The organism is Pseudoalteromonas sp. 1_2015MBL_MicDiv, assembly GCF_002407505.1.
GTDB lineage: Bacteria > Pseudomonadota > Gammaproteobacteria > Enterobacterales > Alteromonadaceae > Pseudoalteromonas > Pseudoalteromonas fuliginea.
On sequence record NZ_CP012738.1, the window covers coordinates 337,511 to 354,737 of the forward strand.

Annotated in this window: 17 protein-coding genes; 14 read left to right on the forward strand and 3 right to left on the reverse strand. The window is 37.8% G+C overall.

Annotated elements, in window-relative coordinates:
• The first annotated feature begins 182 nt into the window (after nucleotides 1–182).
• The 3 genes from AOR04_RS19015 (at nucleotide 183) to AOR04_RS19030 (ending at nucleotide 2,437) form a co-directional block, all read left to right on the forward strand.
• Entirely contained in the window at nucleotides 183–353 is a 171-nt protein-coding gene (locus AOR04_RS19015) for an ATP-binding cassette domain-containing protein (RefSeq protein WP_081824533.1), read from the forward strand.
• 105 nt (nucleotides 354–458) lie between these two features.
• Nucleotides 459–1,055: an RDD family protein gene (locus AOR04_RS19020; protein ID WP_096794332.1), complete on the forward strand. Its 597-nt coding sequence runs from the start codon at nucleotides 459–461 to the stop codon at nucleotides 1,053–1,055.
• Between the two features lie 746 nt (nucleotides 1,056–1,801).
• Nucleotides 1,802–2,437: a trimeric intracellular cation channel family protein gene (locus tag AOR04_RS19030; RefSeq protein WP_096794333.1), complete on the forward strand. Its 636-nt coding sequence runs from the start codon at nucleotides 1,802–1,804 to the stop codon at nucleotides 2,435–2,437.
• Between the two features lie 2 nt (nucleotides 2,438–2,439).
• Here the strand turns inward: AOR04_RS19030 and AOR04_RS19035 are convergent, their stop codons facing one another.
• A complete protein-coding gene (locus AOR04_RS19035) occupies nucleotides 2,440–2,874 on the reverse strand; it encodes a GNAT family N-acetyltransferase (protein ID WP_096794334.1) in 435 nt (144 codons plus the stop codon).
• 97 nt (nucleotides 2,875–2,971) lie between these two features.
• Nucleotides 2,972–4,438, reverse strand: a complete 1,467-nt coding sequence (locus tag AOR04_RS19040) for a DASS family sodium-coupled anion symporter (protein WP_096794335.1) — start codon at nucleotides 4,436–4,438, stop codon at nucleotides 2,972–2,974.
• A gap of 299 nt (nucleotides 4,439–4,737) precedes the next feature.
• Between AOR04_RS19040 and AOR04_RS19045 the strand changes: the two genes are divergently transcribed.
• From AOR04_RS19045 to AOR04_RS19060, 4 genes are all read left to right on the forward strand, one after another.
• Nucleotides 4,738–5,577 (forward strand): DUF417 family protein, encoded by an 840-nt coding sequence (locus tag AOR04_RS19045; RefSeq protein ID WP_096794336.1) that lies wholly within the window; start codon nucleotides 4,738–4,740, stop codon nucleotides 5,575–5,577.
• Between the two features lie 10 nt (nucleotides 5,578–5,587).
• On the forward strand, nucleotides 5,588–5,839 hold the full coding sequence (locus tag AOR04_RS19050) for a Rho-binding antiterminator (RefSeq protein WP_096794337.1): 252 nt from the start codon (nucleotides 5,588–5,590) through the stop codon (nucleotides 5,837–5,839).
• Nucleotides 5,840–6,355: 516 nt separating this feature from the next.
• On the forward strand, nucleotides 6,356–6,979 hold the full coding sequence (locus AOR04_RS19055; RefSeq protein ID WP_033038243.1) for a hypothetical protein: 624 nt from the start codon (nucleotides 6,356–6,358) through the stop codon (nucleotides 6,977–6,979).
• 139 nt (nucleotides 6,980–7,118) lie between these two features.
• Nucleotides 7,119–7,664: a hypothetical protein gene (locus tag AOR04_RS19060; protein ID WP_096794338.1), complete on the forward strand. Its 546-nt coding sequence runs from the start codon at nucleotides 7,119–7,121 to the stop codon at nucleotides 7,662–7,664.
• Between the two features lie 39 nt (nucleotides 7,665–7,703).
• Here the strand turns inward: AOR04_RS19060 and AOR04_RS19065 are convergent, their stop codons facing one another.
• Nucleotides 7,704–8,972 (reverse strand): IS110 family transposase, encoded by a 1,269-nt coding sequence (locus AOR04_RS19065; RefSeq protein ID WP_096794339.1) that lies wholly within the window; start codon nucleotides 8,970–8,972, stop codon nucleotides 7,704–7,706.
• 888 nt (nucleotides 8,973–9,860) lie between these two features.
• On the opposite strand from AOR04_RS19065, the gene ltrA reads away from it, so the two are divergent.
• The 7 genes from ltrA to AOR04_RS19100 all read left to right on the forward strand — a co-directional run bounded on the left by ltrA (nucleotide 9,861) and on the right by AOR04_RS19100 (nucleotide 17,101).
• Nucleotides 9,861–11,150, forward strand: a complete 1,290-nt coding sequence (gene ltrA / locus AOR04_RS19070; protein ID WP_096794340.1) for a group II intron reverse transcriptase/maturase — start codon at nucleotides 9,861–9,863, stop codon at nucleotides 11,148–11,150.
• A 285-nt stretch (nucleotides 11,151–11,435) separates the two neighbouring features.
• Nucleotides 11,436–12,932 carry a transposase gene (locus AOR04_RS19075; RefSeq protein WP_096794341.1) on the forward strand — a complete coding sequence of 499 codons (1,497 nt, stop codon included), beginning with the start codon at nucleotides 11,436–11,438 and terminating at the stop codon, nucleotides 12,930–12,932.
• 144 nt (nucleotides 12,933–13,076) lie between these two features.
• Nucleotides 13,077–13,667, forward strand: coding sequence for a hypothetical protein (locus AOR04_RS19080; RefSeq protein WP_096794342.1), 591 nt, complete (start codon nucleotides 13,077–13,079; stop codon nucleotides 13,665–13,667).
• A 133-nt stretch (nucleotides 13,668–13,800) separates the two neighbouring features.
• Nucleotides 13,801–14,193, forward strand: a complete 393-nt coding sequence (locus tag AOR04_RS19085; RefSeq protein WP_232525568.1) for a hypothetical protein — start codon at nucleotides 13,801–13,803, stop codon at nucleotides 14,191–14,193.
• A gap of 109 nt (nucleotides 14,194–14,302) precedes the next feature.
• Nucleotides 14,303–14,815 (forward strand): hypothetical protein, encoded by a 513-nt coding sequence (locus tag AOR04_RS19090; protein ID WP_096794343.1) that lies wholly within the window; start codon nucleotides 14,303–14,305, stop codon nucleotides 14,813–14,815.
• A gap of 166 nt (nucleotides 14,816–14,981) precedes the next feature.
• On the forward strand, nucleotides 14,982–15,215 hold the full coding sequence (locus AOR04_RS19095; RefSeq protein ID WP_096794344.1) for a hypothetical protein: 234 nt from the start codon (nucleotides 14,982–14,984) through the stop codon (nucleotides 15,213–15,215).
• A gap of 347 nt (nucleotides 15,216–15,562) precedes the next feature.
• Nucleotides 15,563–17,101 carry a glucan biosynthesis protein gene (locus tag AOR04_RS19100; protein WP_096794345.1) on the forward strand — a complete coding sequence of 513 codons (1,539 nt, stop codon included), beginning with the start codon at nucleotides 15,563–15,565 and terminating at the stop codon, nucleotides 17,099–17,101.
• The last annotated feature ends 126 nt before the right edge of the window (nucleotides 17,102–17,227 follow it).

A 17,227-nucleotide genomic window follows, 5' to 3' on the forward strand; every position in this document is an offset into this window, starting at 1 on the left:
TGGCGTATGTTTTTTCTTGTTGTTTGCGCACGGGTAACAAAAATACTTTTTCATCTTTAGTTAGCTTATTGCAGTTACTATGCCATTGTTGACCGCTTGGTCAGTTGGTGATTCGAAGCGGCAAAATTGTCGAGGTGTAGGTAATAACGGCGTAGCCTTAAAAATAAAGCTAGGTAAAGTGGATGCTTTTAATATGTGGGTCCAAAGGTGAAAATGGTGCTGGTAAAAACACATTAATGAAAATGCTTTATGGTGTGATTAAACCTGACCAAGGGGACATGTTTTTTATAATGAATATAAAAGAACTTGCTGATACGCGCGATTTAGCAGCACGCTTGCGGTTCGAGTTATAACAACGTCAACACGTTATGGTATGTTATTAAAATCACATAAACATTTGAATAACCTAAATTAATTGTGTTAAATTACGATTAAATGAAAATGCGGACTTGATTTAAATGGACTCTCAAATTGATTTTTCTACCTACACTTTAGATGAGCTTTACTCATCAGCGAAAGCTATAGATCGCGAAGCCTACCCAGATCGAGCAAAAGAAATAGACAACTTAATTAAAACGCGAGAAGCGCAGAGCCCATCTGTAAATGTTGTATCAAAAGTAGCAGGAGAAAAAGCAACGCGCTCAGATAGGTTAGTGGCTGCTATTGTTGATGGCGTTTTAGGTGTTGTTTGTTTTGTACCTGTATTCATGCTCGTAGGGTTTGATAATTTAAGCCAACCAACACTTACTTTATCTGCAGGTTTGCTAGGTTATGGCATATTAAGCACGTTAGTGCTTCATGGTTACCTTATGTACCAACGCGGACAAACAATTGGTAAATCTTTACTGTCTATCCGTATTGAAAATTTAGATGGTACACAAGCAAGCTTTACTACAATTTACTTTAAACGCATGCTTTGTATGCAACTATTATCACTTGTCCCTTCGGTAGGTCAGTTTATAGCTGGTTTTGTTAATCCATTATTTATATTTGGAAAAGATAAACGATGTTTACATGATCATTTAGCGGGAACAAAAGTGAGTTATGTAGATTAATCAAGATATTAATTAGGACAACTTTGCCCGGATTTAAGTTTGATTAGCAAAAGTTACAAAATGGCGTATTTCACTAAATTGGTAATATAATTAATAAACCTTACCGATTGTTTTTTGACTAGTAACCAAGGATGATTATGAAAAACAACACACAGCTAATTTTAGCACTAGCGGCTTCTTTAATTTGTTACTCAACATATATATTATTCATTGGGTTTCTTACTGCGGCGAAAATCAATGAGGTGATAAATGAGAATATTTAGGAACACAAACGAGTTTGATAAACTGTCGAGGTGTTACGCATGTATTAAATGTGGTACTTGGGTTAGCATAAAAGCCCAAAACTGTATGCAGTGCCAGCATAGTTTTACCAATAATGATAAAAGCTCAATGCAAACACTCTATAATCAAAATAAAGAACAAAACTGGCAACATGCAATATTGCCTATTATTTTTGTAATATTGGTAATAGCTTTATTGTTCATTTAATTTTTGCTTAAAATTTAAAAGTGCTCGACTGCAACTCTGTAACAAAATCCCTCTGTACTTTAACGTGTAAAAACTACCCATAATTAAAATAATTACTCTTGTTAATCCTTCACTAAATATCACATAGCTAACGTTTTTTAATAAATGAACTAAGCTTATAAATTTCAGTCACTTAAATTGTGAGTTTATTTATATTTACTCAGTTTTTTGGCACGTAAGTTGATACAACTCCTAATAAACTTTAAAAAGGAATTACCATGACTGCTGAATACTTTATGGTACTAGGGTTACTCGGTGTTGCATTTTTTGCTGTTGCAGGGGCATTGCTTGGGTATGAAAAAAACATTAGTGGCTTTGGCGTCGTAGTGGTTGCAACTGTTACAGCATTAGGGGGCGGTACCCTCAGAGATATACTTTTAAACAAACCGGTATTTTGGATTGCTACCCCACAGTATTTATATTCAACCTATGGGGCCGTTATAGCAACAATTGCCTTTATTAGATATTTACCGCGCGTTAATAACTACTACTTTTTATTGGTAGACGCTGTGGGTATGGCGCTATTTAATATTATGGGGATAGAAAAAGCACTCATTAATGGCTCTGGCATGGTGGTCGCAATTACCATGGGTATCACTACAGGTATATTTGGTGGTTTAATACGTGACGTAATTTGCCGTGAAGTACCAACTGTTATGCGCAGCGAACCTTACGCCTCTGCGTGTTTAGCGGGTGGCGCAGTTTATGCTGCTTTATTTAGCCTTAATGTAGATTACATTTGGTGTATTTTAGGCTCATTTTTCACGACTATCTTTTTAAGATTAGGCTCTTTGCATTGGGGTTGGCATTTAACTATTTTCAGAAAAAAAGACTTCAGAGATCAAAGCGACTAATTTTAGCTACGAATAGCCCGTGTTTGCATGTGGTACTCGTAATTATCCTCATCCGTTATAGTAAAACCCAGCCGCTTATAAAGTCCTAATGCTGGGTTGTTTTTAAGCACGGTGAGTTTAATGGGTTTTGACTGCGCATTTGTAATTACTTGTTCAATAACCGCTTTCCCATACCCTTTATTTTGGTGCAATGGATGTATTTGTAATTGCATTATTTCAACGTGTTGAGCGTGCGTTTGGTATTTTAAAGTACCAATTAGTACCTCATTTATAACTATAAGATGGGAGCAGTCATATTGATCATCAAGCCTTAAAACATGCTGTTGATCTGTTAAAAATAACCCGGCATTTTCTAAGTGTTCGACCATAGTCAGCTTTCTGAGGCTTAATAAGTAGTCTCGGTCTGAATATGCTGCCTTTATAAATTTAAAAACCATAGTGCTCCCTTGCAACAGCCTCAATGTTTATATTTGTAGAACGAATCAAAATAAGTGCGCAGTATTAAATGTGCAAGCCAAACTAACAAAGGCAATACTACCAATACCCAAGTGCTTTCCACCAAAGCCCGCCAACAATTCCCCATACACTTAAATTAATAACACTCATTATAAGGCCCATTACCCACCAGTCTTTTAACGATACATAGCCTGAGCCAAACACTATGGGTGATGTGCCTGTTGCGTAATGCGTTAACGACATCATGAGTGATGAAGCGCCAGCTAACAGTAAACCTAAAAATAAAGGCGGAGCGCCAAGCGCCAAACCTGCGGCGTAAAATGCGGCAAACATAGCAGTAATATGTGCTGTGGTACTGGCAAAAAAGTAATGAGCGTAAAAATACACAGCTACCAGTATAATGGCCGATACAATCCAGTCAAAGCCCAGTTGCGCAATGTTGCTCTCAACAAGTGTTGAAAACCACGTTACCAAACCTAGTTTATTTAAAAAAGTGGCCATCATTACTAATGCTGAAAACCAAACAACGGTATCCCACGCAGACTTTTCTTTAAGTACATCGTCCCAGCTTAATACACCAGTGACTAATAAAACCGACAAACCTAAAAAAGCCACTGCGGTTGTATTAACTGCGTAGTCAGCCCCTAAAATCATTGCAGGTACGCCGGCCCATAAAACAAGCAGCATAGCAAAAACACCCACCATTATTTTTTCGCCATAACTCATTGGGCCCATTTCAGTTAATTTAGATTCTGCGTAGGTTTTAGCGTCGGGCGTACTTTTAACTTCAGGTGGGTAAATGGCATAAACAACCAAAGGCACAAGGGCAATACATAGCAAACCAGGAACAAGCGCTGCGAGCGCCCACGTACTCCAAGTAATACTGATATTTGCACCAGTAGCATCTGCAATAAGTTTTACAATTAGCGGGTTTGGCGCAGTCGCTGTAATAAACATAGCTGATGTAATAGGGTTTATATGGTAGCTCACTAAAGCAAGGTAGTGCCCAATTTTACGAGATGTGCCTTCCTCAGGGGATGAGCCAAAGCTTGTTGCTATAGACTTCATTATTGGGTGAATAATAGCGCCGCCTCGCGCGGTATTACTTGGCGTTACAGGTGCTATAACAAGTTCAGAAAGTGCGAGTGCATAGCCAATACCAACTGTTTTTTTACCAAAAAGAGAAATAAAATTATAGCCAATACGATTTCCCAAACCAGTTTTAGCTAAACCCCGAGAAATAATAATAGCAATACCAATCAACCAAATTAATGAGTTAGAAAAGCCACTTAATGCATCTTTAATAGCGCCAGATGGGCTGTCATTAGTTACGCCGGTTAACGCAACAGAAGTAATAGCTAAAATAGCAATGGCGCCGATAGGCATTGCTTTACCAATAATGGCAACTACAGTACCAATAAATAAAGCGAGCAAATGCCATGCGTTTTCGGTAACACCTTGCGGAGGCGGTACAGCAAACCAAAGTAGTAAAACAATGGCCACAGAAATCAGTCCAGAGGTAACTCGAATATCAGTACCCTTCATTAAAAAATGTCCCTAAGTTTTAGAAATGCATGCATTCTGTTTATTGAAAAGGCGACGTTATTCTACTTCATTTAATAATAAAAAAGATGACGCACATCATATGAATATTAGACTTATTTAATTTTATTAATAAAGAGGAAATAAACTATAAACTATAAACTATAAACTAAAGTGATTGATTACATTACCCGATAAGAGCTTACAGTGTGCTTAATCAACTATGATTTTTAAGAGTTAGCTTGAATTGTTTTATCGGCTCGTAAGGTCTTTATAAACCTCAACGAATACTTGGAAATACAATGAACTTAAAACTAACCAATAACGTGATTACTTTTTTATTAGCGAGTAGCTTTTTGCTACTTGGCTTGTCGTTTGCATTAGGATCAAACCCTAATACGTTAACGGCTACGTTTAGTTTTTATGGCGTTGATTCGCTAATGTCTGTATCTGCGTTAGGTTTAATTAGTGGCTCATTTATGGTTGCTCTAGCGTTTGCCACCGTGCTCGCTCGCCTTAAACTAATGAAACCTACGCCAGCACTTTTACTTGCAGCAATTATAAGTTTAGTTGCATTATTTACCTTGTTTGCCAGTAACCGCTGGATGGCTCAACTTGGCGGCTTTCCAATCATTGGTAGCGGGCAGGGCATAATTAAATATTTTGCAGTAGTGCCTTTGTATTTGTTTTTATTTTATAAAGACAAACTTACCGACAAACAACACGTACTTTTAAACTTTATACCGGTTGCTATGGTTTTATTGTGGATTGGCGGCATGAAGTTTTATGAGTTTGAAGCAAAAGGCATTGTAAGTTTAGTAGAAACCTCACCGTTTATGTCGTGGTTATACACGGTATTTAGCGTACAAGGCGCGTCTAACGTGATTGGCGGGTTTGATGTATTATTTGCCGTGTTATTGGGCTCAGGGCTATTTTTAAATAATAAAAAGCTAATTATTGTAAGTGGCTTAGCGTGTTTAAGCGTATTTATGATGACCCAAACATTCTTAATTACCGCAACCGGTGCATTTAGTTCATCCACTTTATTGGATCGTTTAGGGCAATTTGTAATTAAAGATTTGTGGTATATAGCCAACCTTGTTGTTATTGCTTTTTTAATGATTTTTAAGCCGACTAAATAAAGAGAGCGTTATGATCAGTTGCAACCAATACGACTACATCGAAATTGCCTGTATGCACCATTTAAGCATTGAGCTTATATTAAAAAATGGTGATGGTGTATGTGGCGTAGCAACTGACACAAAGCGCAATGCAAAAAAAGACGAATGCATAGTTGTTAACGTAAATAACGAACTGCAACTCATTGTGCTTACTACAATAAGTGTACTTAAAGCGCGTGAGAAAAACCCATACTTTGACCATGTGAACTTTGATGTAAAGTAAATACCTCATTCATTCGTTTTTATCATAAACACCTCAGCGAGCCTGTATCATCAATATGTTAAGGCTCGCTTATCTAACTAATGCTTTAGCTCATACGTGCTAAATACATAAAGCCAAAATATTCGTATTACTTTCCTCTGTTTTTAATCGAGTTTTTTTACCGAATAAGGCTAAACGCCAACTATTAAAGCGTATAAAAATGCTAAACCAGTATAAGTAAGCCTCAATAAGCTTTTGTGTAGCGCTTAGTATCCGTGTGTTTGTTAATTATGGTCGTAAAAGGTAGCTACATAAATAAAGCTAACTTACAGAACCAACTGTTTGTATAAATAGCTATTTTTGCTTTGTCCAATAACATTATTAAACGCCGTTTTATAACATGCCTAATTACTTGTTTACATTAAAGTTATTTAGTGGAATTATTAAACAATGTAATATACACCGTTTTTGGGGTGTTATGATCTCGAAAGTTGTGTTCAGAAGCTGTTAGGCTTTTTATCTACCCAGGAGATTAATTTGAGTTTCAATAAACAAGATATGACAATTCGTTATGACGAAACAGCTACTTTTTTTGACGGCTGTCTTTACGTGGATATTGATCATACGGATGGTCAAAAAGCAGTAAGTGTTACGGTAGGATTTGATGGATTTGACTCTCAAACTATCACCCTAGAGCGAGGTCAAACACATGTATTTAACTTTGGTCTTATTTTTGAATTTAGGATTTTTAAAATTGAAAGCTACACGGTAAACATTCAAATTGGGGAAAAGAAAGTTAGTAATAGTATCTGCAGTGTTTTAGCTAATTCAGATCTATTTAGCGTATCAGATTCGGATGAAAAATTTTCTTCAAGTGAAATAAATGAACTTAAGTCTAAATTGGAATCTATGGAGAGTGAGTTACACTCCATGTACGAATTCACTAAAGAACAAGCTGAGTTTACTAGAAAAGCGTTCGATTTAATAAATAAAAATCTTGAAAATAGTACTAAAACTAGTTGGAGACAAACAACATATAGCATCATAACTAGTGTCACATGTGCAGTAGCTCCAGAACATTTTGAACAAGTTGCAAGTCTTTATGGTACCGCGAAAGAACACATTATTCCGATTTTTAATGCATTAACTAACAAAAGCTAACAAGCTGTTAAACAAGGATAAAAAATAGTTGGTTTTGCTCCTCCGTCGCTAATTTTAACCATCTGTTTCTTGCCTGTTAAATGACGTTATATGTCAGTGTTGCTCATAGTCAGTAGTTACAATTTTAAAGGATTATTATATGTCAGAAGAAATGAATAGCATTGATGTTTCAATTGAAGCATTAGAGAGTTATGTTGGTAAAAACCAAGAATCAGCTCGAAGACTTTTAACTTATTTAATGATGTTCAGTATTTCAATCTTGATGGTCATTATGATGTTATACATTTTTCCGACGGCATTTTTGAAAACGGCAGAGGTAACGGCTAAAACTGAAGTTTCAAGAATACCAGAAAGTGTATTGTATGGTTTGTTTGTCATTTTTGTTGTTGTATTCGGTGTTTTAATGGCTGTGTATCGCTTTCATTTAAATGAAATTGCACGCTCAGAACATTATAAAATGGGGTTTATGCGAATCCGCGTAGCCGCTAATAATCATACAGATCAGGGTTTTAATTCTGAGGTAAGAGAGTCCCTAACAAATGATGCTTTTATATATAATCCTTCGACAGTGTTTTCATCTAAAGACAAAAAAGTAGACAGTCCTTTACCTGGATACCCATCCTCAGATTTAACAGCAATAGTACTTAATAAATTACTTGATGGTATTGACCTTAAGAAAAAGTAACAAACATAAAACAACACGCCCTGAGGTGGACAGCAAGCGCTAAAGCTCACTTTCCACCGCAAATTTTAACAGCGGTGATCCCTTACTTTTCAATGCAGTTGAGTAAGTTGATTCGTCGTAAGGCATATATGTTTTCCAGCACCTAAATAGAATTCGTATCCACTTAAATGCCAATGATCTGATGATGGTATTATGGGGTTTTCCTTTGGCTTCTTGCTGCCGATAATAGGCTTTTGCCCAAAATGAATAGCGCACAGATAATCCTGCCCATTCCACAAATGTTTGCCTTAAAAATTTAGTGCACGAGTATCGCCAGTGTATCCATTCCTTTTTGCCACTGCGTTCGGTTACTGGAGCAATGCCTGCGTATTTTTGTATGTCAGCGGCGCACTTATAGCGGTCACGATTTGATCCCATAGCGGCTAATAATCGAGGTGCTAATTGTGGCCCCGCCCCAGGTAAACTATCAAAAATAGCGCGATCTGTATGTTGCTTATAAAGTGTTTTAATTTCGTCATCAAATAGTGTTATTGCCAACATCAGCTGTTTAAGTTGCGGAACGAGGCATTCAATAAGCAATAAATTTGGCGTGATCACCGCCATATCTTCGGTGAGTATTTCTGCATCCTTGATTTCTTTTATCCGCTTTTCATTAACGAGTGGATAGCGGGAATTATGTTGATTAAAGAAGTCGAGTAGTGTTTGTTTCCTCGCTTTTTTAGCGTGAGCAAGAGAGGGCCAGCGCAGTAAGAAGTCACAGAATATTTGAGTGTCTTTTTCTTTAAACCAATCAATCACGTGGGGATAATAATTTTTTAGCGTTGTGGCTATTTTATTGGTTAAATTAACACGATCTTGTACTAGTTTACGTCTGTATTCGACAAGCTGCGCAAGACACCTAACGTCCTCTGAATCCGGCCTAATAACCGTTAATTTATCCATGTGAAGTTGTAAGATTTCAACTTGAATAATTGCATCAGTAGGATCATCTTTAGCCCCGCTGTGCGTAAATGCAGCACGGTATTTAGCAACACTTGATGGGTTAATCACAAATAATACAATGTGCTTAAATTTACTGAGTGCATATATAAGTGGGCCTTTTTTTAGCTCACACGCGACGGCAACAGATCTGCCGTTGTAGCGTTGTTTTAACTCAAGCGCCCATGCATTAATTGACTTAGGTTCAGAGGAAATCACACTTAAATGTTGTGTATTTGTGTCACGATTTATTTCACAAATATCGTGTTTACGGTCAGCCCAATCGATCCCGATAAGGGCTGCAAAATCTGAGACGTTAAAGGCTTCCATTTTGGGCCTCCTAGAGGTAAAGTGAAAGAATAAATAGAGGCTAATAGTGTTTCTCGCAGGTCTTATAGATAGTCGGCATTACGACAATCCCTGAGTATGCGTATTGAAACAAATAACTCCTGTTGATCCGAAAGTCTTGTTACAAACATTGATTGTTTCCGCTCAAATATTCGTGATCAACAGAAGCATATTCCATGTATTAATGAGATAGGTAAATACATTAATTAATGGAACGGAGTAACTATAAGGCGTTTAAACGGAACTAAAACAGTTGGTTAGGTTTCGCTTCGCTACACATTATAACCAACAATTTTAGTCCGCTTAACGCGGCGTTGGTGCGTCAAGCGAAGCTTGATGCATCTTGCAGGGTGCAAGTCCCTGTCAGGTAAGGTTTAACCAACCACCTGTATCGAGTGTTGCGCCTTTGGCGGAGTGTGGGATTAGCAAATGCTTTTCAGCAGTGAGGACTGCATCACACGAACAATATTGGTGAAGCGTACACAGAGAATTATGTAGGCCATAGGGGCTATCGTGGCCCTGAAGTGCTGGTATCGCTCCGATAAATATTAGATCTGACTGACGAGGTTTGCAACGCTACCGAAGTCCATGCAAAACAGCCGCATTGGTTAGGCTGTAGAGAGTCAGCGGAGTTTTCAAGCCGTGGCATGTATAAATAGATGTATTGAGAACTTGAGAGATCCAAAGGCGTTCCACACGGATAGTGGTAGAGAAGCTTAACGAAAAGCAAAGCCAACGATGACCCTTTGGAAGTCAGATCAGCCCATAGTAGTCTGCGCAGGGGAAAGCCTTGTACATGGCGAAGGAGCTGACAGTTATTTTCGGTATTAAGCCGGCACATAGTCCGGACAAAGTAGGGCTGGAACCACTATGACAACAACACTTAATACCATCGCATTTAAAGCACATACCCACCCCAAACACAGGTTTCAGAATTTATATGGACTGTTAAATACTGATAGCCTGCATCAAAGTTGGGGTCAACTCAATAAATTAGCTAACCCCGGTATTGATGGCATTACTATGCCTATGTACAAGGCAAAGCTAATCGAAAATATTGACCGTTTAGGTCAGCAACTTAAGCAGAAACGCTACCGAGTTAATGATATTAAACGCATTTTCATCCCTAAATCGAATGGTAAACAACGGCCCTTGGGTCTGCCAACGGTTGATGACAAGCTTGTGCAACAAAGTGTTAGCCAGATCCTGCAAAGTATTTGGGAGCAAGACTTTATGCGCAATAGTTATGGTTATCGACCGAATAAAAGTGCGCATCAAGCGGTGCATAGTTTGACACTTAATCTGCAGTTTCAAGGTTATGGTTATATAGTTGAGGCTGATATTAAAGGCTTCTTCGATAACCTTGAGCATGAATGGCTGATGAAAATGTTAGCGTTACGCATTGATGATAAGGCAATGCTTAATTTAATCAACCAGTGGTTAAAAGCGCGGATAAAATCACCCGATGGCGTATTCACTAAACCATCAAGTGGAAGCCCTCAAGGTGGAATTATCAGCCCAGTGTTGGCTAATATATATCTGCATTATGCTTTAGATCTCTGGTTTGAAAAGAAAGTAAAGCCGAGGATGCGTGGAAGTGCAATGATGATCCGCTATGCAGACGATTTTGTTTGCGCATTTCAATTTGCAAATGACGCAGAGCGCTTTTATAAAGTGTTACCCAAGCGATTAAAGAAATTTAATTTAGACGTTGCGCAAGACAAAACCTCGCTAATGCGATTTAGTAGATTTCATGTTGGTCGAAAACGTCACTTTGTATTTCTAGGGTTTGAGTTCTATTGGGGCACAGATTCAAATGGTAAGCCACGACTTAGGCGACGAACGGCTGCGAAGAAGCAAAAGGCGACGCTGAGTGAATATTATCGATGGATCAAAGCAAGGTATTCATTAAAATTGAAAAGCTGGCTACCTCAATTGAGACGAAAACTGATAGGATTTAGAAATTACTTTGGTTTACCAGACAACAGCCGAAGCTTATCCACAATATATGACTATGTGCTACATAGTTTATATAAATGGTTGAACAGACGCAGTGGTCGACGAAGTTATAACTGGAGTAATTTCAAGAAGATGATAGGGTATTTTAACATTGAGAGTATCAAAGTCAGCAAGCGAAATATCTTTGTTGATTGGTACTAGGGTAGTGTGTTTTACACGAGTGAATATATAACTGAAGAGCCGGATGCGGTAGTTCCGCTCGTCCGGATCTGTGTGGGGTCGGCCTAGTAATAGGTCGCTCTACCACGATAGGCTGTAGAATTACTCTTTTTAGGAACGTATTCTACTATTTCCAATTGATTGTTTTTTAACCTTGAATCCATCTGTTCGCTGTGATCTAATAGATATTATTCACCCATGGTAAACTGTTGTGGCACTTTTTTTAGGTTATAAGTCAAGCCTGACTTATCCTGTCAAAATAAATTCATTCCTATCAATTTCGCTGAGCAGATTCTGCCTGGCACATTTGAATATGCCCTTTGTTATATCGTCGAAAATAAACTCGATTTATCGGGATTTGACGCGTGGTATAACAACGACAAAACGGGCGCTGCTGCGTATCCGCCTTCGGTAATGTTAAAGATTATTTTACTGGGCTATGCACATGGTTTAATTAGTAGTCGCCGAATTGCTAAAGCGTGTGAGACGAACATTTTATTTATGAGTGTGTCGGGTGATATCCAGCCACATTACACATCTATAGCGGGTTTTGTGGCTAAAATGCATGAACAGATTGAGCCACTTTTTACGCAAGTGCTGATGATATGTGATGAAGAAGGCTTGATAGGCCGTAACATGTTTGCCATTGATGGATGTAAATTAAAGTCCAATGCGAGTAAAGAGTGGAGTGGCACATTCGATGAGTTAGGCCGCAAAAAAGCAAAACTAGAACGCGCAAGTAAACGTATTATTGAACGCCACCAATCAGAAGATGGTCTGGGCGAAGAGTTGATAACTCAGGACTTAAAACAAAAAGAAAAGCTGGATAAAAGTGCAGATAAAATTACCGAGTTCTTAGCCACTCACAAAGAAAAAACAGGCAGTAAAGGCAAGCCTGTTAAAAGTAATATCACTGACCCTGATAGCGCGAAAATGACCACGTCAAAAGGGACAATTCAAGGCTATAACGGCATAGCGATAAACGATGACAAACATCAAATCATCCTTCAAGCACAAGCGTGGGGGTCGGTGGGCGAACAACAAACTCTACAGCCAGCTGTTAAGCAATTAAAACAGCAACTCGCTAAACTCAATACAGAAAAAATGGCAGATAAACACACCATTAAATTCACCGCAGACAGCGGGTTTAACAGCGAAGTGAACCTTGAATATATGGCGAAAAGTGGGTTCGATACCTACATTGCAGATAACCAATTTAGAAAACGAAATCCGCTGTTTAAAGACAGCGAAACATACGAAACAGAGCAAGAAAAACGCCGACTAAAACGCAGTAAAGGCAAGCCACGACTATTTACCTCAGATGATTTTCATTATGATGAAGCAACGCAAACATGCCGCTGCCCCGCAGGTAACGATATGTGGCGAAGTGGTATAAATGTAAAAAGTAATAACCAGCAATACACGCGATTCTGTGGTTACTTAAAAGACTGTAAAACATGCCCGCTACAGCAGCAATGCATGCGAAAACCACCCATTAAAACGGGGCGACAAGTGCAGTTTATAAATAATGAATCACGCAAAAAGCTAAGCTACATCGACAAAATGAAGGTCAAAATAGACAGCCCAATGGGGCGACGACAATACAGTAAGCGATTAGGTTGTATCGAGCCTGTGTTCGGTAATATCACAGTGAATAAAGGGATGAAAAAATTGACCTCACGAGGTCAAACGAAAGTGAATGCGCAATGGCAACTGTATTGCCTAGTTCATAATATAGAAAAGCTGCAAAATACGATACATTAAGAAGGGGAAGCCCTTTTAACCTAAATTAAAGCTACTCAACCACCCGTAATCCCGTCCAAAACGTCAATTAAAACAATATCAAACATTTCTTTATATTCTGCGTAAAAACACAGTAATCAATTGAACCAAAATAGGAACTCAGCTATGGTTAATACATTAATAAAAACAAATAAAAAACGAGTTAATCTACAGGCTCGTTATACACTACTAGCTCTATCGAGGGTTCTCATATTGAAAATTACTCCAATTACATCACTTCCTGTTTATAGGCTAACTCGTGATGAATATTATGATCAATTAAATAAATTTATTGAGAAAACTATTTTTGGTGCCCGAGATGGAGAATTCAAACGTGAATATGCTTTAAAGAATCCTGAATGGTTGTCCACATATACTGTTCATTTAAGGAAAATATACGGTGGTGCATGGGAGTACAATGAGATTATTGGCTACATTGATCTTCATTTTATGGGGAATCAAATTCGTGGTACATATTGCCAAGATAACAAAAAACGATTTGTAAGAAGTAGAAAAAAGCAGTTTGTATATATAACACACAAACTAGCCCCAGAGGTTAGTTTTGATAGGAAAGGTAATAATTCTGATATATTTTTAGCGATACAGACATATGTTGAAGATTGCCGTAAAGAATTAAATAAGCGTTATATTGACGATAGTAATTTGCTTAATATGGGGCAATTTGTTGATTGGCGTGCAATGCTGAAGCGTGTATAACAAGGAAATTAAACAGAAATAAAACAGTGGGTTAGGTTTCGCTTCGCTGCACATTATAACCCACCATTTTAGTCTGCTTATTGCAGCGTTAGCATTCAAATCTACAGCCTAATTATATTACTAAAGGATTATCGTGAAATACTCTAGGATTGTACTCTTTTCAGTAGGCTTGTATTTATTGCTAGTTGCTTTATCAACAATAGCAACGTTGATTGTTGGCTTTGATGAAATGATTCAAAGTACATCATACAATTTTACTCATTATTTCCTCGGGTTTGGCACCTCTTTAATCGTGTATTGTTACTTAGGCTATAAGCAAACAGTGAGTCCGTATAAACAAGCCTTTTTAGTTGCGGCGGTTTATTGGTTTATTGATCTAAGTGTCGGTGCCTTACTATACATTTTGTTAAAAATACCAATGGAGCTTTTGATATATTTAATTTCAGCTTTGTTGCATGTTATTGCTGTTTTATTAGGGACATTACTTGGTATTCAATTACGTCGTAAAATAGTTGAGCGTAAATAAACAAATCGTAAAGCAGAACAAAAACAGCTGGTTTTTGCTTTTTCACCCAAACCTTAGACAACAACCTTACGGCCTATTTATTCGGCATAAGTAAAAAAGGAATTTAAATTTGCTATTCAATTGGTTTAGCTCTGAAAAGCCAAATGTTTATTTGGGATCGTTAGCTGTAGCTAATAGCAGCCATTTTTCTAAGGTAGAGTCGTTTTTTTATATAACGGGCGATTCACTACAAGATCATATGCACAAGAAGCTTGAAGATATTTTTTGTCTTCACAGCATCTCATCTATTAAAGAGCCTAAAAAATCAGATATTGGTTTAGATGTTGTTATAGTTACTTTGCATGGTGGTGATGCATTCACTATAGATTTTGATACAGCTATTATTCCGCTATTTTGGCGACCAAAAGTTAAGTTAGTATCGCGCTTGTATAACATTAAACACAACAAGACGATTAAAACGTTCAGCGTTTCTAAATCTGTTACGTGGCGCGAATTCATAGCTAAAAAATTTAGCTTAAGAGGCTTTTTTCGTTGGGGTCCTTTGTATCATAACGAAGACATGGAAATACTGTTGTATAAAGCATGCTACGAGTTATTAAATAAAATGCGAAAGGCTATTTAACCAGTAGCCAATAAGAATAATTAAAATAAGATAAAAATACATTTTGCTCTTGGTGAACATTATTACAAACAAAAGAGGAACTCAGCTATGGTTTGATTATCAATAAAAACAAATAGAAAACGAGTTAATCTACAGGCTCATTATTTTTCGAACATCGAGGATATTTATGGAAATTGAATATATTTGGGGTGTTTTAGCGGTTATTGCAGTTTTATTTATATTAATATTTGGTAACTCAATACCTAAGCATGGCAGCATAACTGAAGATGATGTTATTGTTGCTTTAAAATCAGGTCATAAAGTTAGAGCAATAAAATATTATAGATCTGTTCATGGTGTAAGTTTGAAAGAAGCTAAAAATGCCATTGAAAAATTAACTTCAAAACATGCCCTGAAGTGAGGGCCAAGTAAAATCCAGCCATTAATTGCAAGTTTTAAAAGTGGTGAGCCTCTTCGTTTTCCACCACTTAAATACAACCCTTATCCATTTGAATACCAGCGATCTAATAATCAATTGCGCTATTCCACTTATTTTCACTTCAGCGATATCATTAAACGCGCGCAATTTCTATTAAAACCAATACCCTAAAAAAATTAATTATGGGAGGTCCTGTAGTCAAATAACAATACTTTAGTAAACGCTAGTTCATATTGCGTGACGTAATATCCATACAGAACTTTAAGCTAAACATACGTTCGTGCAGCGTTCCCATTTTTATTTGACTCAATTTATTGGACATTCTTTTTATGAAATTAAAGTTATTTATCGCAATTATTTTTAGCACTTCGATGTCGTCTTACGCGACAGAAACAGTAGATCAAACGGAGTTTTCATTCGAAGACTTAAAAGCGCTGGCAAAAGCCTCAGCCAAAAAGCCCTATACAGAAACCAAGGTGCCAGCGCCGGAGTTAATCGATAAAATTACGTATGACGAACATTGGAAAATACGCTTTAAAGAAGATGAAACCTTATATCCAAGTGGAAAAAAGGCACCTGTACAATTATTTTATCCTGGGCGATATTTTCCTGAGCCAGTAAGTATTTACATCAGAGATGATAAAAATCAGGTTCAAAACATACCTTTTAGTAATGACGTTTTTGATATGCCTGATGACAGCCCAGCTCACGATCTCCCAGAGGGGTTTGGATTTGCAGGCTTTAGAATAATGCGCCCAGATATGAAACCCGATTGGATATCTTTTTTAGGCGCGTCTTATTTTCGTACCGACGGGCCAGAGGGGCAATATGGACTGTCGGCTCGAGGTATTGCAATTAATACGGGTATGAATCAGCCAGAAGAATTTCCGCGCTTTTCTGCATTTTGGATTGGCCCCGCAGAGAAAAAAGGTGAAAGCGTGTCTGTTTGGGCATTGCTTGAAGGGCCTTCTATCACTGGTGCTTATCGATTTGGTTTAAGCAAAGATAACAAAGAAGCCAAAGGCCATATCATCTCAGTGAGCGCTAATTTGTATATGCGCGCCGATGTTGAACGCTTAGGCGTAGCACCGTTAACCAGTATGTATTGGTACTCACAAAAAGATAAAACAGAAGCTAAAGATTGGCGCCCAGAAATTCACGATAGCGATGGCCTGGCGATTCACACAGGATCGGGTCAATACGTTTGGCGCCCATTAAATAATCCTCAGTCGGTGTCGACCAATAGCTTTATCGATGAGAACCCAAAAGGGTTTGGTTTAATCCAAAGAGACCGTGACTTTAATAACTACCAAGACGACGGCGTATTTTACAATAAGCGTTCATCAGCGTGGATTAAACCTACTGGCGATTGGGGCAAAGGCGCAGTTCAGTTAATCGAGATTCCAACAAAAGATGAAACGTTTGACAACATTGTTGCCTACTGGGTGCCCGAAAAAGAGGCGCGCAAAGGTGATGAGTTTACCTTTTCTTATGATATTGAATGGCGTCCACTCGATCCAAAATCAAAAAACCTTGCAAGCGTTGTAAATACTCGCCAAGGCTTAGGCGGAATTCCCGGCCAGCCTATTCCTGAAGGCGTTAATAAAATGGTGATTGATTTTGAAGGTCCAGTATTTAAAGGCTTAGATAACAAAAGTGGTATAAAGCCGATTGTTGAAGCCAGCAATGGTGAAATACTAGAGCCTATTGGGGTTTATCCGGTAGTTGGTACAAACCAATGGCGATTAGCGTTTGACTACAAACAAGCTAACAACAATCCGGTGAACATACGCGCGTATTTAGTTGATAAAAATGATGAAGCTATAACTGAGACATGGGTAAGTGATGCAAAGGTAACTATTAAATAAGACTTTAAATAAGCATTAAAGTAAAACGGGTGGCTATATTTTGATTTTCTGTCAATTATAGCCACCATAATGTCTTTTAAAACGCCAATCAAAACACCATTAAAACTCCCTTTTATATCCCACGTA